The following is a 19,054-nucleotide window of genomic DNA, read 5'->3' as shown; positions in this document are numbered from 1 at the left end:
GAAGCGGGCCAAAGGTTAAGGCGCGCGCCATGCTTGCCTGGTGCGACCAGCCCTGCCATTGGCGCCGACAATGAAGGAACCGCGTTTCGAACTGCTGGTCGGCTCCGCCGCGTTCTGGGAGCGCGCGCGTGCCGATATGGCCGCCGCGACCAGCCGCGTGCTGGTTCAGGCCATGACCTTCGAAGGCGATGCGGCCGGACGCGGCGTGGCCGATGCGATCGCCAACAGCGCGGCCGCCGACCGCCGCGTGCTGGTCGACGATTACACTCGCCACGTGATCAACGACCGCTTCCTGGCGCTCAGCCGCGACCCCGCGCTCAAGGCGGAGGCCGGGGCGACCTGGGCAATGTTCGATGGCCTGAAGGCCGCCGGCGTCGGGCTGCGCCTGACCAATCCGGTCGGCCGCAATCCGCTTCGCTATGCCACCCGCAACCACAAGAAGCTGCTGGTGATCGACGATGCGGTGTGGATCGGCGGGGTCAATTTTTCCGACCACAACTTCGCCTGGCACGACATGATGGTGCGGATCGAGCATCCCGAAGTTGCCGCCTGGGCCCGCGCCGAATTCGAACGCGACTGGAGCGGGAGGACCGCGACCAGCGCCGTGACCGCCGCCGGGGTCGATCTGGTCAGCCTCGACGGGCAGGCGAACGAGGCGGGCTTCACGCCGCTTCTGGAAACATTCGCGGCAGCGCGAAGTTCGATCGACATGGTCAGCGCCTATCCGACCTTCCCTTTCGTCGACGCTCTGGCAATGGCCGCAGCGCGCGGGGTAGCGGTGCGACTCTACACTCCCAGGCCCAACAACAAGCCGGTGATTCGCGACTACCTGATGGGGGTGGCGCAGCGTTCGGGGCTCGACATCCGGCTGACCCCGATGATGACCCATGCCAAGGCCGCGCTGGTCGATGGCGAGGCGCTGGTGATCGGATCGTCCAACTTCGACTTCGTCAGCCACCGCGCCAACGCCGAATATGTCGCCACGGTGCGCGATACGGGGCTTATCGCTGCCTTTGCCGAACAGGTGCTGGAACCACTGCGCGAAGGCGCCAGCGTTCCTGAACCGGGCGACTTCTCACGCTGGCGGTCAGGCAGGGCCACGGCCGCGCTGAAGGCTGCCGATGCACTGGTCAGCTTGCTCGACCACGGCCCGCGCATTGCGGAGTGGCGCGGACCTTAACCGTGCGCGCCGAAGACGTTGGCGATCGCCGTCGTGATCCGCAATGACAACGCCTGCGCGCGCCCGATCGGTTCGATGAAATCGCGGTGGATCGCCTCGTAACCAACGGCCGCATCGTCCGGATAATCGCTCGGCTCGGCCACGGTAAAGTCGCCGATGTTGGGGAAATGCACGGGGAAGGCGCGGCGCAACTGGGCCAGCGCCTCGTCCACGCGCAGGGTAAAGACCATTTCCAGCACGTCGTCGCGGCTGATGTCGTTGGCGCGGCTGAAGGCGGGCACCGACACGGCCTTGATGAACATGTGCTGGAACAGCGCCAGGCGCAGCGCCTGCAGGACACCAAGGGTGCGGCGGGTGTGTTCGCGGTCGTCCAGCGGGGCTTCGTCCGGGATCAAGTCGAGCAGACGGTGCAGCTTGAGCGCATCGACCCGCAGGCGCGAGGCCAGGCGGCGGAATACCCCGACCCGGTCGTCGGTCGTCAGATATTCGGCCAGCGCCAGGCAGGCCTCGGCAATGTGGTTCTCGTTGCCGCGATAGGGCCGGCTCGACCAGTAGGCCGAATTGAACAGTTCGCCATAGGCGGCGACCGTCTTGATGCTGGCCAAGGCGTTTGCGGCGCGGACCAGGCGGACCATCTGCCGGCCGCGCGGGCTTTCGCGCAGCAGACCGGCCAGCGCTTCGTAGTTTCCGTCCGCCGCCGTCCCGAACCCGGCGATGACGTTTACCGGATAGCCGAGTTGCTGCAGTACCGCGTTGTGCGGAATCGCGCGGATCTGGCGCAGGCTCATCTCGCGATCGGCGGCAAGGTCGGACTGGCGGCGGCTCTTGCGGCTGCCGGTATCGTTGAGCAGGCCAAGCCCGAAGGCGGTGACCGCGCGCGGATAGGTCCGGCTGGTCAGGTAGCCGTTCTGGACGCGGCGGATCGCCCGGTAGAAATCGAGCGAAAGGTCGGTGCGGCGATAGAACGGGTCGGTCGGCACCTCGGGGTCGGTTTCGGCCGGGGCCGCCTCGGCAAAGCGGGTGAGGGTGGCCAGCGCCAGCTCTGGCGTGCCGAAGAAAAGATAGCCGTCACCCCCCTGGAAGCTGACTTCGGGTTCCAGCCGGATGCCTGCGCGGGCGAAGCGGCGCCGCGACCAGGGCGACAGCGGCCACTCGACCCGGTCTGAAAACGACGACGGATGCGCGCCGCGGCCCATGCTTTCGCCATGGGTGTTGAAGACCAGCGCAGCGACATCGGTCAGGCCGTTGGCGGCCATGGCTTCGGACAGCCGGCCTTGCAGGCGCTCGATTGCCAGCGAGGCAGGGATTTGCCCGACGAAGCGCCCCGCGTCGGAGAACCCGGTCTGGATCGACACGCGGCCGCGCCTGCGGGCGTAGGTGCGGTATGCCTCTTCGGCGAGAAGCGCATCGAGAAAGCGGCCGCCGTGTTCGAGCGCGCTTTCCGTCTCGAACAGGGGCGAGACATCGACCTTGTCGTCGATCCCGAACAGCCGCGCGAAATAGAGTGCGGCCAGCACTGTGGTCGGCTGCTCGCATTCGGCCACCAGCATGCGGATCGGCGTATCGGAGTCGATGTGGTGAAGGATCTGCGCCATGGCGAGGAACTGGCGGACGGCGGTGCTGTTCTCGATCGCAAGCGCGGCGAAATTGGTGCGCAGCGGGTGAGCTTCGGCCAGAAGTTCGCGCATCCGCACCAACGCGGCCTGGCTCGAAAGATCGAGCTTGCCGTCTGGATCGATGCGCCGGCGGATCGCGTTCTGCAATTGGCTGGAGTTTACGCGGAAGTGGATCCAGCCCATGCCGAGCCCGTCTGCGCGCATCGCGGCCGCCACCACCAGAAGCGCCTGCGCCGCGGCTTCGTCGGCAGCGCCGGCAAGGCGTTCCAGTTCGGCGATCGTAGCTGCCAGACTGGTCAGCTTGTCGGGGTGCTCGGCGGTCAGACTGTCGGCCGCGGCGGACAGTGCGGCAGGCGCGGACAGGTCCTGCGCGAAAAGCACGGCCATCTCGCCGGCGCGCTCGGCAGCGCGGGCAAGAGACGCCGAAACCGCTGGAGCGAGATCGCGCAGCTGGGCGGCATAGCGGACCAGCCGCTCGGCCTTCTCCGACAAGCGATAGCGCAGCGATGTCGCCCAGGAAATGTCGGTGCGCCCGTCCATGTCGTAGCCGACCCAGCTGGCGAAGCGCAGTGGCACCGGGGCAAGGCTGCGCCATTGCTCCGGCCAGGCGTCACGGGCGCCCGCCAGCAGCGTCGCGGTGATGGTGTCGCGCGCGTCCTGCGCCCGGGCCAGCGCGGCCATGGCTGCGGCGTGTTCGCTGTCGAGCGTGATCGTGTCGCGATCGTGGGGAGCAACGCAGGCGGCGTGGGCGCCGATCTGCCCGGACGAGGCAGCGCCGGCGACCGCTTCGGCCTGGCGCTGCGTCATCAGGAAGGTCGGATGCGCGGTGAAGACCACGTGGACCAGAGGCCGGCTCCACCGCGCGGCAAACGCATCGAAGCTGTCGGACGTCGCCAGGGCCGCAAGGCGCGCGCGGTTCTCGACCGTGTCGATCGGGGCGAGCAGCCGCTCGAGGCGCGCGGCCCGTGCGATCAGGCCGTCGCATTCCAGTTCGGCGACCAGTGCTTCGAGTGCATCGAGGCTGGTCTCGCCGCTTTCAAGCTCGCGCGACAGTTCGAGGCCAAGCTGGAAGACCGGGTTGAAAAGCGGCGTTTCGGCCGTGTGCGGATGGAGCGCCTGGAGCCGCGCGTCGAGCCGGGCGCTCAGGCTCATTGCGCCAGCGCCGCCGCCGCGCGGGCCGCTGCCTCGATGGCAGCTACGTCAGGAGGGCCCTTGGGAACGAGCCACGATCCTCCGCAACACAGCACCGCGTCGAGCGCGAGCCAGTCGGGCGCCGTAGCTGCGGTGATTCCACCGGTCGGGCAGAACTTGACGGATCCGAAGGGTGCAGCGATCGCCTTGAGGGCGGGGATCCCGCCGTTGGCTTCGGCCGGGAAGAACTTGAACCGGTCGATCCCCAGGTCCAGCCCGCGCATAATGTCGGACGATGTCGCCGTGCCGGGAAGAAAGGGCACGTTGGCGGCCAGCGCGGCCTTGGCCAGGCTGTCGGTCAGGCCGGGGGAGACGATGAATTCCGAGCCCGCGCCCAGTGCGTCTGCGAGGGCGTGTTCGTTCAGCACGGTACCTGCGCCGACGATCGCGCCTTCGACCTGCTTCATCTCGCGGATCACGTCGAGCGCCGAGGCGGTGCGCAGCGTGACTTCGAGCACGGGCAGACCGCCCGCCACCAAGGCTTCCGCGATGGGGCGGGCATGAGCCACCTCGTCGATCACCAGCACGGGTATGACCGGCGCCTTGCGCATTATGGCTTCGATCGGGCTCACGACAGGTGCTCCTTGGCAAAGGCGGCCGCGGCGCCGAACAAGCCCGGCTGCGGATGGGTGATCAGGCGCACCGGCAAGGCCGCCATAAGAGCCTCGAAACGCCCCTTGGCTATGAAGCGGTTGGCAAAGCCCGAACGCAGCAGGGTATCCTTGATCCGCAGGCCGAGGCCCCCGGCGATGGCGACGCCGGCCGCGCCCTGGGCGAGCGCAATGTCACCCGCGAAGGAACCGAGCGAGAGGCAGAACCGATCGACTGCGGCGGCGGCCAGGCTGTCTTCGCCGCTGGTGCCCAGCTGCCACAGGCTGCGATCGTCGATCGGCTGGATGGCGCGGCCTTCCATCTGGGCGAGGGCTTCGTAGATGTCGACGAGGCCCGGGCCGGAGACCACCCGCTCGGCCGAGACACGGCGGTAGCGCAGCCGAAGTCGGGCGAGGATCGCATCCTCGATCGTATCGAGCGGCGCATAGTCGATATGCCCGCCCTCGGTCGCCTGGACGCGGTAACCGCCTGCACCGTCGCGCCAGATGTGGGCAACGCCAAGGCCGGTGCCGGGTCCGACGATGGAGATCGTCCCGGCGGCCGGTAGCGGCTCGTCCGGTCCTGCCAAGTGGAGGAAATGATCGGCATCGGCGCGGGCGACCGCATGGCCTACCGCGCCGAAGTCGTTGATCACCGTGTAGCGGTCCGCGCCCAGCTTTTCCGGGATCAGCGCCGGGCGAATGATCCACGGGTTGTTGGTGAAGCGGATGATGTCACCGCCTACCGGCCCGGCAATGGCGATTGCCACGCATTCGGGCACCTTGCCGCCCTGCATGTCAGCGAAGTGTTCCCAGGCGGTCTGGAAGCTGGCGTGATCGCTGGTGTGGAGCGTGACGGGGTCGCCCAGCAGGATCGTCCCGTCGTCGGCGATCTCGGCCATGGCGAAACGGGCGTGGGTGCCGCCGATGTCGACCGTGACCAGCCGGGTCGTCACAGTCCTGCCTCCGCAAGCATGGCCGATCCCCCCAGTTCGGCGCCGTCGGCATGGCGGCGCAGCATGGCAAACAGTTCGCGGCCCATGCCCATCTGTTCGGCTGGCGCTTGAGCGGGTTCGCGCCCGGCTAGATCGGCCTTGACCGCCAGTAGACCGTCATGGCCGCACAGCTTGATGACATCGCCATCGCGCAGCCGGGCAAGCGGGCCGCCGGCCAGCGCTTCGGGCGTCACGTGGATCGCAGCGGGAACCTTGCCCGAAGCGCCGCTCATTCGCCCATCGGTAACGAGCGCGACCTTGTGCCCTCGGTCCTGCAGGACGCCGAGCGGCGGGGTCAGCTTGTGCAGTTCGGGCATGCCGTTGGCGCGCGGCCCCTGGAAGCGGACGACGACGATCACGTCGCGGTCGAGTTCGCCGGCCTTGAACGCGGCCTGGACGGCTTCCTGTGTCTCGAACACGCGGCACGGCGCCTCGATCGTCCAGCGGCTGGAATCGACCGCGCTGGTCTTGAAGGTGCCGCGGCCGAGATTGCCCTGGACCAGCCGCATGCCGCCATCGGGCAGGAAGGCCGCTGAAACCGGGCGGAGCATCGCATCGTCGCCGCTCGTCTCGGGCGCCGGCTTCCATGCCAGCGCTTCGCCATCGAGGTGCGGTTCTTCGGCATAGGCGGCCATGCCGCCCGTGGCCACTGTCAGCACATCGGCATGGGCGAGTCCTGCCCCCAGCAGTTCCTTGACGACGAAGCCCATGCCGCCGGCGGCGTGGAAGTGGTTCACGTCGCCCGCGCCGTTGGGATAGACCCGCGCGATCAACGGCACGACGGCGGAAAGCTCGTCGATGTCCTGCCAGTCGAGCAGCACCCCGGCGGCGCGCGCCATGGCCGGAATGTGGATTGCGTGATTGGTCGATCCGCCAGTGGCGAGCAGGCCGACCACGGCGTTGACGATGGCCTTTTCATCGACCACGCGGGCCATCGGGCGAAAGTCCCCGCCGTCGCGGCCGATTTGCGCCAGGCGGTGCACGGCGGCGCGTGTGAGTGCCGATCGCAGCGGAGTGCCCGGCGGAATGAACGAGGCGCCGGGAATGTGCAGCCCCATCATCTCCATCATCATCTGGTTGGAATTGGCCGTTCCGTAGAAGGTGCAGGTGCCCGCCGAGTGATAGCTGGCGCTTTCGCTGGCCAGCAGGTCGTCGCGCGTAGCCTTGCCCTCGGCGTAGAGCTGGCGGACCTTCTGCTTCTCGCGGTTGCCAAGGCCCGTGGGCATTGGCCCCGAGGGCACGAAGATCGCCGGCAGGTGGCCAAAGCGCAGTGCGCCGATGACCAGGCCCGGCACGATCTTGTCGCAGATGCCGAGCAGGGCCATGCCGTCGAACATGGCGTGGCTCATCGCGATGGCCGTGCCAAGCGCAATGGTATCGCGGCTGAACAGCGACAGTTCCATGCCGTCCTGGCCCTGGGTGACACCGTCGCACATGGCCGGCACGCCGCCCGCGACCTGTGCCGTGGCGCCAACTTCGCGGGCATAAAGCTTCATCGCCTCGGGATAGCGGGCATAGGGCTGATGCGCCGACAACATGTCGTTGTAGGCGGTGACGATGGCCAGGTTCGGCCCGCGGCCGCTGGCGATCGCCGGCTTGTCGCCCTCCGATGCGGCAAAGCCGTGGGCCAGGTTCGAACACGACAGCGCGCCGCGCCCCGGAAAGCGCTCGGCCTCGCGGTCCATCAGGTCGAGGTAGCGGCGGCGGCTGGCTTTCGACTTGTCGATGATGCGCTGGGTGACGCGCTCGACCGTGGGATGAAGCTTACTCATGCCAAGTCACCCCGTCGCGTTCGGCCAGCGCGATGGCGGCGCTCGGCCCCCAGTTGCCCGCCGAATAGGCCTTGGGCGTATGGCCGTGTTCGGCCCAGGTGCTGCGCACCTCGTCGATCCAGGTCCACTGCGCCTCGACCTCGTCGCGGCGGACGAACAGGGTCTGGTCGCCCTCGATCAGGTCGAGCAGCAGCCGTTCGTAGGCGATGCGCTTGGTCGGTCCGGCAAAGGCGTCGGGCATCGTGATGTTGAGCGGAACCGCGCGCAGGCGGATGCCTTCGCGGTCCAGTCCCGGCACCTTGGCCATCAGTTGAAGCTGGACGTTTTCTTCGGGCTGGATCCCGATGACCAGCGCGTTGGGCTGGGCCTTGGCCCCGCGCGAGGCAAAGATCGAATGGGGAATGCAGCGGAAGTTGACGACGATTTCGGTCTTGCGTTCGGGCAGGCGCTTGCCGGTGCGCAGGTAGAAGGGCACGCCCTGCCAGCGCCAGTTGTCGACGTGTGCCTTCAGGGCAACGAAGGTCTCGGTGTCGGAATCCTTGCCCAGTTCGTCGTCGTATCCAGGCACCGGCTGTCCTTCGATCGCGCCCTTGCGGTACTGGCCGGTGACGCTTTCGTTCGGCGCGACGGGACGCAGCGCGCGCAGAACCTTGACCTTTTCGTCGCGGATGGCGGTGGCGTCGAAGTTGGAGGGCGGCTCCATCGCCACCAGCGCGAGCAACTGGAGCATGTGGTTCTGGACCATGTCGCGCAACGCCCCGGCGCCGTCGTAGTAGCTGACCCGGCTTTCCAGGCCGACCGTTTCGGCGATGGTGATCTGAACGTGGTCGATGTGCGCCGCATTCCACAGGGGCTCGAACAGGATGTTGGCGAAGCGCAGCGCCAGGAGGTTCTGGACCGTTTCCTTGCCGAGATAGTGGTCGATGCGGAAAATCCGCTCTTCCGGGAAGGCGGCCGAGACCGCATCATTGATCTCGCGGCTGGAAGCCAGGCTGTCGCCCAGCGGCTTTTCGAGGCCGATGCGCACCATGCTTCCCGTAAGCCCCGCATGAGTCAGCCCGGCAATGGTCGGTTCGAACAGGCTGGGGGCGGTCGACAGGAAGATCGCCAGGCCCTTTTCGATCGTGCCGATCTCGTCCGAGAGGTCCTTGAAATGGTCCGCCTCGTTCGCGTCGAGAGACTGGTAGGTCAGGCGCGGCAGGAAGCTGTCGATGGCCGGCTTGCGGAAATCGGGGAGATGCTTCTCCAGCGCCGCTCGCGCAAAGGCGCGATAACTGTCATCGTCGTAATCGGAGCGGGCGGTGCCGATGATGCGCAGTTCGGGCGCGATCAGCTTGTCGTCGTGTAGCGCACACAGCGAAGGCAGCAGCATGCGCTGCGCCAGGTCGCCGGTTGCGCCGAACAGCAGCAAGCGGTCCGCTGTAAAGGTCATCGTCGATTCTCCCGGGGCACGAGCAGCGATCATGCCGCATCGCACCATCGCCAGCTAGCAGTGCCGGGACGCCTGCGCCAGTGCAGCGCAAACCAATTCAGAGGCCCGATCAGGCCCGGGCGCGGCGTGAATACGTCTGCGAAGCGCGGGTCTTGCGGGCGCGGGGAAGTCTTGCCGCCGGGGGTGGAGCCAGCGCGATTTCGCGGCGCGGGTGATATTCCTCGGATGGCAGCGCCTTGCCGAACAGCCAGCCCTGGACCATCCGGCAGCCGTGGCGACGCAGCGTGTCGAGCTGGTCCTGTTCCTCGACGCCTTCGGCCAGCGTGCACATGCCGAGCTGGTTGGCGAGCGCGATGACCGCGCCGACGATGGCCTGCGATTCCTCGCGCGTGGCGAGGTCCGAGATGAAGCGGCGGTCGATCTTGATCTTGTCGAACGGGAAGGTCAGCAGATAGGTCAGCGAGGCATAGCCGGTGCCGAAATCGTCGAGCGCGATCTTAACGCCCAGGGTGTGCAGCCGGTTGAGCACTTCGATGTTCGTTTCCGAATTGTCGAGCAGCACGCTTTCGGTGATCTCGAACTCGACGCGGGCAGGGTCGAGTCCGGTCTCGGCCAGCGCGTTGACGATCACCGGCAAAAGGTTGGCATGGCCCACCTGGACCGCCGACAGGTTGATGGCGATCGTCTCGCCGCCCTCCCAGGTGGCTGCTTCGGCGAAGGCGGAGCGGATCACCCATTCGCCGATAGGGACGATCAGGCCGGTCTCCTCGGCGATCGGGATGAATTGATCGGGAGCGACAAGGCCGCGGGTCGGGTGCTGCCAGCGCAGCAGCGCCTCGTAGCCGGTCTTGGCCTCGCTCGCGACATCGACCAGCGGCTGGATGAACAGCCGCAGTTCGCCGCGCGCAACCGCATGGCGCAGGTCGAGCGCCAGCGCGTGACGTTCGTGCAGGACCGCGTCCATGCCGGGCTCGAACATCTCCCACATGCTGCGGCCACCCTGCTTGGCGGCTTGCAGGCTGATGCCGGCGTAAGACTGCAGCTGGTCCTTCTGGTCGGTGTGGAACGGGGCAAGGGCGATGCCGACCGAAACCGAGACGGCGAGGTCCCGGCCGTCGATGACCACCGGCTGGGCCAGCACGTCGATGAGCAGTTCGGACAGGCGGATGGCATGATCGCAGGCGTCGTGGCCGGTGACGAGGATCGCGAACTCGTCGCTGGCGAGCCGGGCGACGATCGGCGTCGTGCCACCAAGCCCGCTGTCCTCGACGCAGCCGGCCATGGCTTCGGCCTGGATGCGCAGCAGGGCGTCGCCAACCGGGTGACCGTGAACGTCGTTGACATGCTTGAAGTGGTCGATGTCGACCAGCAGGAGCGCGACCCGGTCGCTCGCTTCGCGGCCATCCAGCACCTGTTCGAGCACGCGGTCGAAACTGACGCGGTTTGGCAGCCCGGTGAGGGTGTCGAAGCTGGCCATGCGCTGGGCCCGGCTTTCGGCGATGCGTTGCGACGTGACGTCGGTAATCACGCCGCGGAAGGTGGTGCGCTCCCCATCCACAGGGAAGCACGGGCGGCCGGTGACCGACCACCACAGAGTGTGGCCATCGGCGCCCTCGCACGAAACGATCAGGTTGCTCACCCGCTTGCGCTCGGCAATGGCCCGCGCAAGGCTGTCGCGTTCGTCGGACGGCGCCAGCAGATCGGTCAGCGTTCTGCCTTCAAGCTCTCCGGTCGAAAGGCCGAGAGCCGACGACAGACGGCGGGAGACGCCAGCCAGACGGTGATCGCGGTCGAGTTCGAACAGCATGTCCGATCCGCTTTCCTCGTACTCGTTGAGCAGAAGCTTTACCGTGCGGGCGCTGGCGGCGAGATCGCGGTCCGACAGGATGCGGGTGACGAACAGGTCGCGCGCGGTAAAGGCCATGCGGACCAGCAACGCGCTGGCCAGCATCAGCACGACAATGGCGCAGAGCGCGGTCGCCGTGCCGATCCGTGCCAGCCCGATGGCGAGGCCTATCGCCTGGCAGGCGACGTAGATGGTCGCCGACTTGGGCAGCGTGCGCACGGTATAGGCGGCCGACGCGATCTGCGTCGTGGCGCAGACCGCAAGCAGAAGCTGCACGTCCGCCGGCATGCCAGGAAACCAGAGCGCCAGCAGGATGCCGAAGGTCAGGCCCATCCACAGGCTGTTGAGACGGAAGGCGAGCGCAATCTTCTGCGGGCGCTTCTGGCGGCGACCACGGGCGATCCCGTCGGCCAGCCAGACCCGGTGCCAGGCCGCGCCGAAGGTGAAGCCGACGAACATGGCGATATCGAGCCAGGGTATCCGCCCGATCAGCGCCGCGCAGACCACCACCGCGTTGAGCACGGTTCCCGCCACCATCGGTTTGACGATTCGAATGTGCGCGCTGATGAGCCGGTTATCGGCCCAGTCGCGCAATTCGGGCGCCACCGCGGTGCGAAGCACGGCCTGCCTGCTAACCATCTCTTACACTTGCGCCCCTGATTTGTTACCGTTGCCAATTATCCGGCAGAGGTAAACGCTTCGATAAGGCTGAAAAATCGGCCAGGTAGCGTGGCGGGGCGGGAAGCGAGGTCAAAATGCATCCGATTGCCGAAATGGCTTTGATTGCTTGCCGCTACGGCATCGCGGCTGGCGACGATTGATGCGCGGATCGCGCAAACCTGCATGAGCCCCGTCAAGCGTGCCTTGTCCTTGCTGGCGCAGGACCTTCCCGATCCCGATGCCGACGTGAGCCTGCCGGGATGGACCTATTCCGACGCGGAATTCCATGCACTGGAACAGGAGCGAATCTTCCGGCCCAGCTGGCAGATCGTCTGCCACATCAGCGAACTGGCGCAGCCCGGCGCCTACCGCACGATCGACTTTTGCGGCGAAAGCGTGATCGTGATTCGCGGGGAAGACGGCGCGGTGCGCGCCTTCACCAACGTCTGCCGGCACCGCGCCATGCGGCTGGTCGAAGGGCCGGCCGGCTGCGCGCGCAAGCTGGTCTGCCCCTATCATGCGTGGACCTACGAAACCGACGGACGCCTCACCGGCGTGCCGATGAGGGGCGACTATCCGGCCCTGCGGCTGGAGGACAGCGGGTTGACCCCTGTTGCCATCGAACTGTGGCACGGCTTCGTCTTCGTCAGGCTGAAGGATGCCGGCTATCCGACGGTGGCCGAGATGATGGCCCCGTTCGAGGACGAGGTGGCACCCTACCGTTTTGCCGAGATGCAGCCCATGGGTTCGGTTCGCCTGCGCCCGCGTGCAGTCAACTGGAAGACCGTGGGCGACAACTATTCCGATAACCTCCACATCCCGGTAGCGCATGCCGGCCTGACCCGGCTGGTTGGCGCCAGTTATCGAAGCCAGGCGCACGGCTGGGCCGATCGGCTCTATGGCGATATCCAGACCACAGGCCGCCAGTCCTTCTGGGAACGCTTCTATTCCGCCCGCCTGCCGCGCCTGGATCACTTGCCTGCCGAGGCGCACGGCCGTTGGCTCTATTACAAGCTCTGGCCCAACATGGCCTTCGACATCTACGCCGATCAGATCGACTTCATGCAATGGCTGCCGACCGGCCCGACAACCTGCCTGCTGCGCGAGGTGGCCTATTGCCTTCCCGATTCGTTCACGCCGAACGGCAAGAAGCGGGAGATGAAGCTGGTCCGCTATGCCAACTGGCGGATCAACCGCGTCGTCAATGCCGAGGATACCTGGTTGATCACCCGCGTCCAGCAGGGCATGGCCAGCCGCAGCTATGGCACCGGACCGATTGCGACAAGCGAGGTCTGTCTGCGCAGTTTTGCGAAGAAGATCCGCACGCTCATTCCCGAATCGCGCCAACCCTTTGCGCCCGCACCGGGCTGGAGCAGCAAATGACAAAGACTTACGATGCCCTGATCATCGGCGGCGGCCATAACGGCCTCGTCTGTGCGTTCTACCTGGCCAAGGCGGGGATGCGGGTGCGCGTCCTCGAGCGCCGCCACGTGATTGGCGGCGCGGCGGTGACCGAGGAGTTCCATCCCGGTTTCCGCAACTCGACCGCCAGCTACACCGTAAGCCTGCTGCGGCCCAAGGTTATCGCCGACATGAAACTGGCGGATTACGGCTACCGTGTGATCGAGCGGACGATCAGCAACTTCTTCCCGTTTTCCGATACCTATCTCAAGCTGGGCGGCGGTGCGGGGCGGACGGAGGCCGAGTTCGCGCGCTTTTCAGCCAAGGATGCCGCCGCATATCCGGCCTATGACGCGGCACTGGAAAAGGTCGCCAACGTGCTGCGCGACCTGGCCTTGCAGGCGCCGCCCAACGTCGGCGGGGGCCTCACCGCTCTGCTGGCCGCGGCAAAACAGGGCTGGCCGATGGCGAAGCTCGACATGGCCACCCAGCGTGACCTCCTGGCGATCTTCACCAAGTCGGCGCGCGATTTCCTCGACGGCTGGTTCGAGGACGATCACGTCAAATCGGCCTTCGCCTTCGACGCGGTGGTCGGCAACTATGCCGGGGTCTCGACGCCGGGCAGCGCATATGTGCTGCTTCACCATGTCTTTGGCGAAGTGAACGGCAAGCTCGGCGCCTGGGGTCACGCGGTCGGCGGCATGGGCGCGATCACCCAGGCCATGGCCCGCGCCTGCATGGATGCGGGCGTCGAAATCACCCTGGAAGCGCCGGTCGCGAAGCTGCTGGTCGACGGCGGCAAGGCGACCGGCGTGCGGCTGGACAGCGGCGAGGAGCTGATCGCGCCGATCGTCGCCGCCAATGTCGGGCCTGCGCTGCTCTATCGCCAGATGGTCGATCCGTCCGACCTCGACGACGATTTCAAGCGGCGGATGAAGTCCTACAAGACGGGATCGGGCACCTTCCGCATGAATGTGGCGCTGTCCGAATTGCCGAGTTTTTCGGTGCTTCCGGGCAAGGCGCAGGCCGAGCACCATACCGCCGGGATCATCGTCGCGCCGGGCATGGACTATATGGACCAGGCCTTCATCGACGCGCAGCAATATGGCTGGTCGAAGAAGCCGATCGTCGAGATGAAGATCCCGAGCACGGTCGACGACAGCCTGGCCCCGCCCGGGAGCCACGTCGCCAGCCTGTTCTGCCAGCAATTCGATCCGACGCTCGACTGGGACGCGCACCGCGAAGAGGTGGCCGACCTGATTATCGATACGGTCACCGATCACGCCCCCAACTTCAAGGCCAGCGTGATCGCCCGGCAGATCCATTCGCCGCTCGACCTCGAACGCAAGTTCGGGCTGGTCGGCGGCGATATCTTCCACGGAACGATGGGGATCGACCAGTTGTGGGCGGCGCGCCCGATCCTGGGCCACGGCGACTATCGCGGGCCGATCAAGGGGCTCTACATGTGCGGATCGGGCACCCATCCCGGCGGCGGGGTAACCGGCGCGCCGGGACACAACGCGGCGCAGGCTATTCTTGCCGACCGGCCGCTGATCCGGAAGCTGCTCCGCTCCTGACCATGGCATAGACCGGCAGGCCCGCGGCAACCAGCAGCGCGCCGTAGCCGATCGCGCGAAGGCCAAGGCCCCATTCCGCCCAGACGGTGAAGGCGGCGGCAACCAGTGCCGCCAGCAGCGTCGCCCGTTCGTCCCGCAGCAGTCTGAGCGCGGCAAGCGCGCTCATCAGGTAGGCGAGCAGGCCCGCCGCCAGACTGACCGAGGCGACGAATTCGAACAGCTTGCCCATGCCTTTCTGGTAGTTGAGGAGGACGATCCCCGTTACCAGCACACTAGAGAGAACGTGACCGCGCAGCGGCGTGCCGCGCCTGCTTTCCACCGCGAACCATCGGGGGAAGACCCCGCCGCCCGCCATCGCGCGGGGCATCTCGCCCTGGAGCAGGATGAAGCCGTTTAGCGTGCCGAAGGCGCTGATCGCGGCGAACAGCGCCACCGCCCCGGCCACGCCCGGGCCAAGATAGACGCCGAGGAAATCGGCCACGGGCGCGGGCGAGGCGGCGGCCCGCTCCGCCGGCATGAACAGCGCGAAGGCGCCCGAAATGCCGAGATAGACCAGCCCCGTCAGCGCCACGCCGAGCAGCGTCGCACGCGGCACGGTGCGACGGGCATCGGCCACCTTGTCCGCCGGGACGGTCGCCGATTCGAGTCCGAGGAAGCCCCAGAAGGTCAGCCCGACTGCGGCCGCTACGCCGCTCCCCGACACGGCGATGCCGGGATCGGGGGCCCGCGGCGCGGCGGTGACCCACAGCCACAGCGCCAACCCGATCAAGGCCACCAGCGGCACTAGCTTCAGGAGCGTGGTCGCCTCCTGGACCCGGCCCGCCTCACGAACACCGAGGATGTTGATACCGGTCAGCATCCAGATGAAGGCCAGGCACAGCAGGGCCGGCAGGCCCGCAATCCCGCCGATCACCGGGAACAGCAGGCTGAGGTTGCTGACAACCGCGACGGCCACGGCGCCGTTGCCGACCCAGGTCATCACCCAGTAGGCCCAGGCCGTAATGAAGCCTGGCAGCGGACCGAAGGCCGCCTGGGCATAGGCATATGGCCCGCCCGCGAGCGGCACCCGCGCGCCGAGCCGGGCGAAGACCACCGCCAGGGCCAGGGCCCCGCCGATCGTGACCAGCCAGCCGAGCATCTGGTTCCAGCCGAGCGGCGCCAGCGTGGCGGGGAGCAGATAGATCCCGGAGCCGATCATGTTGCCGACGACCAGCGCCAGGACGGCCCAGAACCCGAGCTGGCGTGTGGTCGCTTCGGTCATGATCCCACTTCTGACGGCACATTGCAGATCGCGACCCAGCGCGCGCCAACGAGGTCGGCCAGCCGCTCCGGCTCGACTTCGACCGAGCTGGTCCGCGATCCGGCGGCGGGGAAGACGGTCGGGTAGGCCAGCAGCGAGCGGTCGGCCAGGACAGGAAGATCGCTCGCAAGGCCGAAAGGGCAGACCCCGCCCACCGCATGGCCGGTCAGAGCCAGAGTGGCCTCGGCGTCCAGCATCCGCGGGCGCCCGCCCAGCTCTGCCTTGCAGCGCGCATTGTCCAGCCGGGCATCTCCGCGCGCGATCAGCAGCATCGGCGTGTCGCCGACGCGGAAGGCCAGGGTCTTCGCGATGCGGCCGGGTTCGGTGCCGAGGACGGCCGCGGCTTCGGCGACGGTTGCCGTGCTGACGGCGTGATCGATCAGGGCAAGGTCGGGAGCGTGCTTTTCCAGCCAGGCCAGGACGCTCGCGGCGCTCATCGCGGCAGCTTTGCCAGGAAGCCGCGCGCTGCCGCGGTCACGTCGGCCCAGGTGTCGAGGAAGCCGTCTTCGTTGCCGTACCACGGATCGGTCAGGCCCTCGCCCGCGCGTCCCGCGACGAGGTCAAGCAGCAGGGCCAGTTCGGCGCCCGGACTGTGCGGCGCCAGGCGTTGCAGGTTGCGCAGGTTGGCGTGGTCGGCGGCGTAGATGTGGGTGAAGCGGGTGAAATCCGCCGCCTCGACCTGGCGTCCGCGATAGTTTGCGATGTCGATGCCAAACCTCGCGGCGGTGCGGATCGCGCGCGGATCGGGCGGTTCGCCGACATGGTAATCGGCGGTCCCGGCGCTATCGACGGTCAGGGTAAGGCCGGCCTTCGCCGCCTCGTGCCGCAGCGCCGCCTCGGCCAGCGGCGAACGACAGATGTTGCCAAGGCAGACGAACAGCACCGCCGGTTCAGCCATCGGCATCGCCCCAACGCTCGAGCCGGAAGGCGGCGGAGAGGTATTCCTCTGCGGCCTCCTTCAGTTGGGGTTCCTTGGCAAAGGCCTCGGCCGGAAGCGGGGCCATGTCGAAGGCGTGAAGCAGCGTCCACAGCGCGAACTTGCGGCCCGGTTCGCGCTCCACCCCGAAGGCAATCTTCATCCGTTCGGCCGCACGGTCGAACTCGACTTCGGTCAGGGTGGCGGGGTCGTCGGTGCCGAAGAAATGGCGGAGCAGCGCATCGAGGTCCATGGCTCAGCCCAACAGGTGGAGCGCCTGCGCGCCCCACAGGGCAAGCCCGCCCGCCAGTGCTGCGGCGACATATCCCGGCCAGCGGCGTTCGCCGCGGCGGCGGTCCAAGATCAGTTCGACCTCCGGCAGCGGCGGCGGTTCCGGCGCGCCGCCCTTGGGTGGATACTTCTCTTCAAGACGCCGCAACAGGTCCGGCAGGCGCAGCAGCGTTTCGGCATCGCGCCGCACGCGGTCGGCAATCGCCGCTTCGGGACCAAGCTCGTCGCGGATCCATTCGCGCACATAGGGCGCGGCGACATCCCACATGTTGATCCTGGGATTGAGCTGGGTCGCCAGCCCCTCGACCATGACCATCGTCTTCTGCAGCAACAGCAGGTGCGGCTGGGTCTGCATATCGAATTCGCGGGTGATGGCGAACAGGCTGTCGAGCATTTGCCCGACCGACAATTCGCTGACCGGGCGCCCGCGCGTCGGCTCGCCCACGGCGCGCAACGCGGTCGCGAACTCGTCGACGGAGTGGTAGCTCGGCACGTACTGCGCCTCGAAATGGATCTCGGCCACGCGGCGGTAATTTCCGGTGGTCAGGCCATAGAGGATTTCGGCCAGCCACAGCCGCGCGCGTCGGTCTATCCGCCCCATGATGCCGAAATCGATCGCGGCGATCGTGCCGTCGGCTTCGACGAACAGGTTGCCCTGGTGCATGTCGGCATGGAAATAGCCCATGCTGATCGCCTGCTTAAGGAACGTCAGCACCAGATGCTCGGCCAGCGCGTCAAGGTCGTGGCCGGCGGCGCGCAGGGCCTCGGTCTCGCTGATCTTGATGCCATCGATCCAGTCGATCGTCATCACCCGGCCGTTGGTGCGGTCCCAGTCAATTCCGGGCACGCGATAGCCCTCGGTCGCGGCCATTTTTTCGGCGAGTTCGGAAGCTGAGGCCGCCTCGCGCCGCAGGTCCAGTTCGCGCAGGGTCCAGCGCTTGAAATTGGCGATAACCAATCGCGGGCGCAGCCGGGCCGCTTCGCCGCCCAGCGCCTCGAGATGCGCGGCGGCCCATTCGTAGGTCAGGATATCCTCGGCAAACTTTTCGCGGATGCCGGGGCGCAGGACCTTGACCGCAACGGTCTTGCCCTCGGTCGTGACGGCGCGGTGGACCTGCGCGATTGAAGCCGCGCCCACCGGTTCTTCCTCGATGCTGGCGAACAGGCTTTCGATCGGCCTCGCAAAGCTGCGCTCGATCTCGGCCTTGATCGCCGCGAAGGGGACCGGCGGGAGACTGTCCTGCAAGGAAAGGAGGTTTTGCGCGGCCTCGTCGCCGACAATGTCGGGGCGGGTGGCGAGGGTTTGGCCGAGCTTGATCGCCGCGGGGCCGATGTCCTGGAAAGCGCCCGCATAGTCGGGCAGGCGCGGTTGCACCGTGCCGAAGCGCGCGATGCGGGTCAGGCGGCGGACCTGCGGCGGGGTGTTGGGATCGCTCTCGATGCCGCGCAGCGCGCCGTGCCGGGCAAGCGTCCGGCCCCAGCGCAGCAGCCGCCAGATGTGCGTCGACGGGCGCGTCACTTCAGATCTTCCACCCCGAATGGATGGCGACCAGGCCGCCCAGGATCGGTTCGACCCGGGTGCGGACGAAGCCTGCCTCGCGGATCATGCGCTCGAACTCGGGCATGGTGGGGAAGCGGCGGATCGATTCGACCAGGTAGCGATAGCTGTCGGCGTCCCCGGCGATCGCGCTGCCGATCTTGGGTACCAGCTTGTGCGAATAGAAGTCGTATATGTCCTTGAAGCCCGGCCATTCGGTGGTCGAGAATTCCAGACAATAGAACCGTCCGCCATGCTTGAGCACGCGGTGCGCTTCAGCGAGGGCCTGATCGATGCGGGTGACGTTGCGGATCCCGAAGGCGATCGTGTAGGCGTCGAAGAAGCGGTCGGGGAAGGTCAGTTCCTCGGCATTCTGCCGCGACCAGACGAGGGTATCGAGGCCCTTGTCCATCGCCCGCTCGATCCCGACGTCGAGCATGTCCTGGTTGATGTCGGAGACAGTAACGGCTGCGCCCGCCGCGGCGAGGCGGAACGCGATGTCCCCGGTGCCGCCCGCCATGTCGAGGATCTGCTCGTGCGGCTGCGGCTTGACCCGCCGCACGAACTTGTCCTTCCACAGCCGGTGCAGCCCGCCCGACATGGCATCGTTCATGACATCGTATTTCTTCGCGACACTGGAAAAGACCGCGCCGACTCGCTCGGTCTTTTCCTCGGGGCTTACGCTTTCGTAGCCGAAGGACACACTATCGTTCATGGCTGCGGGCCTTAGCCGCTCGCCGTGCCCGGTGC

The 19,054-nt window shown here is 67.2% G+C and carries 15 protein-coding genes; 3 read left to right on the top strand and 12 right to left on the bottom strand.

Features of this window, described 5'->3' with window-relative positions:
- Positions 1-70 precede the first annotated feature (70 nt).
- Positions 71-1,180: a phospholipase D-like domain-containing protein gene (locus B0I00_RS11485; protein WP_100867515.1), complete on the top strand. Its 1,110-nt coding sequence runs from the start codon at positions 71-73 to the stop codon at positions 1,178-1,180.
- Here B0I00_RS11485 and B0I00_RS11480 read toward each other — a convergent pair.
- From B0I00_RS11480 to B0I00_RS11455, 6 genes are all read right to left on the bottom strand, one after another.
- On the bottom strand, positions 1,177-3,948 hold the full coding sequence (locus B0I00_RS11480) for a phosphoenolpyruvate carboxylase (RefSeq protein WP_100867514.1): 2,772 nt from the start codon (positions 3,946-3,948) through the stop codon (positions 1,177-1,179). The two genes, B0I00_RS11485 and B0I00_RS11480, sit on opposite strands and share 4 nt — an antisense overlap.
- Positions 3,945-4,559, bottom strand: coding sequence for a bifunctional 4-hydroxy-2-oxoglutarate aldolase/2-dehydro-3-deoxy-phosphogluconate aldolase (gene eda / locus B0I00_RS11475; RefSeq protein WP_100867513.1), 615 nt, complete (start codon positions 4,557-4,559; stop codon positions 3,945-3,947). The genes B0I00_RS11480 and eda overlap by 4 nt, the downstream gene beginning before the upstream one ends.
- Positions 4,556-5,533, bottom strand: a complete 978-nt coding sequence (locus B0I00_RS11470; protein WP_100867512.1) for a glucokinase — start codon at positions 5,531-5,533, stop codon at positions 4,556-4,558. The genes eda and B0I00_RS11470 overlap by 4 nt, the downstream gene beginning before the upstream one ends.
- Positions 5,530-7,344, bottom strand: coding sequence for a phosphogluconate dehydratase (gene edd / locus B0I00_RS11465; protein ID WP_100867511.1), 1,815 nt, complete (start codon positions 7,342-7,344; stop codon positions 5,530-5,532). Before edd ends, B0I00_RS11470 begins: the two co-directional genes overlap by 4 nt.
- Entirely contained in the window at positions 7,337-8,776 is a 1,440-nt protein-coding gene (zwf, locus tag B0I00_RS11460; RefSeq protein WP_100867510.1) for a glucose-6-phosphate dehydrogenase, read from the bottom strand. The genes edd and zwf overlap by 8 nt, the downstream gene beginning before the upstream one ends.
- Before the next feature lie 109 nt (positions 8,777-8,885).
- Positions 8,886-11,261, bottom strand: coding sequence for a putative bifunctional diguanylate cyclase/phosphodiesterase (locus B0I00_RS11455; protein ID WP_100867509.1), 2,376 nt, complete (start codon positions 11,259-11,261; stop codon positions 8,886-8,888).
- A gap of 204 nt (positions 11,262-11,465) precedes the next feature.
- On the opposite strand from B0I00_RS11455, the gene B0I00_RS11450 reads away from it, so the two are divergent.
- Together B0I00_RS11450 and B0I00_RS11445 are read left to right on the top strand one after the other, a co-directional pair.
- The gene (locus B0I00_RS11450; protein ID WP_100867776.1) at positions 11,466-12,665 is read left to right on the top strand and encodes an aromatic ring-hydroxylating oxygenase subunit alpha; all 1,200 of its coding nucleotides are present in this window, start codon (positions 11,466-11,468) and stop codon (positions 12,663-12,665) included.
- Entirely contained in the window at positions 12,662-14,260 is a 1,599-nt protein-coding gene (locus B0I00_RS11445; protein ID WP_100867508.1) for a phytoene desaturase family protein, read from the top strand. Before B0I00_RS11450 ends, B0I00_RS11445 begins: the two co-directional genes overlap by 4 nt.
- Here the strand turns inward: B0I00_RS11445 and B0I00_RS11440 are convergent.
- From B0I00_RS11440 to B0I00_RS11415, 6 genes are read right to left on the bottom strand one after another with little or no spacing between them, the layout of a single operon-like run.
- On the bottom strand, positions 14,214-15,521 hold the full coding sequence (locus B0I00_RS11440) for an amino acid permease (protein WP_100867507.1): 1,308 nt from the start codon (positions 15,519-15,521) through the stop codon (positions 14,214-14,216). The two genes, B0I00_RS11445 and B0I00_RS11440, sit on opposite strands and share 47 nt — an antisense overlap.
- Positions 15,518-15,997, bottom strand: a complete 480-nt coding sequence (locus B0I00_RS11435) for a YbaK/EbsC family protein (protein ID WP_100867506.1) — start codon at positions 15,995-15,997, stop codon at positions 15,518-15,520. The genes B0I00_RS11440 and B0I00_RS11435 overlap by 4 nt, the downstream gene beginning before the upstream one ends.
- Entirely contained in the window at positions 15,994-16,458 is a 465-nt protein-coding gene (locus B0I00_RS11430) for a low molecular weight protein-tyrosine-phosphatase (RefSeq protein ID WP_100867775.1), read from the bottom strand. The genes B0I00_RS11435 and B0I00_RS11430 overlap by 4 nt, the downstream gene beginning before the upstream one ends.
- Positions 16,451-16,729 carry a hypothetical protein gene (locus B0I00_RS11425; RefSeq protein WP_100867505.1) on the bottom strand — a complete coding sequence of 93 codons (279 nt, stop codon included), beginning with the start codon at positions 16,727-16,729 and terminating at the stop codon, positions 16,451-16,453. The genes B0I00_RS11430 and B0I00_RS11425 overlap by 8 nt, the downstream gene beginning before the upstream one ends.
- A gap of 3 nt (positions 16,730-16,732) precedes the next feature.
- Positions 16,733-18,286 carry a 2-polyprenylphenol 6-hydroxylase gene (gene ubiB, locus B0I00_RS11420; protein ID WP_100867504.1) on the bottom strand — a complete coding sequence of 518 codons (1,554 nt, stop codon included), beginning with the start codon at positions 18,284-18,286 and terminating at the stop codon, positions 16,733-16,735.
- 1 nt (position 18,287) lies between these two features.
- Positions 18,288-19,019, bottom strand: a complete 732-nt coding sequence (locus tag B0I00_RS11415) for a class I SAM-dependent methyltransferase (protein ID WP_100867503.1) — start codon at positions 19,017-19,019, stop codon at positions 18,288-18,290.
- Positions 19,020-19,054: the final 35 nt, after the last annotated feature.

Origin of the sequence: Novosphingobium kunmingense (assembly GCF_002813245.1) — a bacterium.
GTDB lineage: Bacteria > Pseudomonadota > Alphaproteobacteria > Sphingomonadales > Sphingomonadaceae > Novosphingobium > Novosphingobium kunmingense.
Note: the sequence above shows the minus strand (reverse complement) of the source record. Positions and strands in the feature narration are given on the sequence as shown.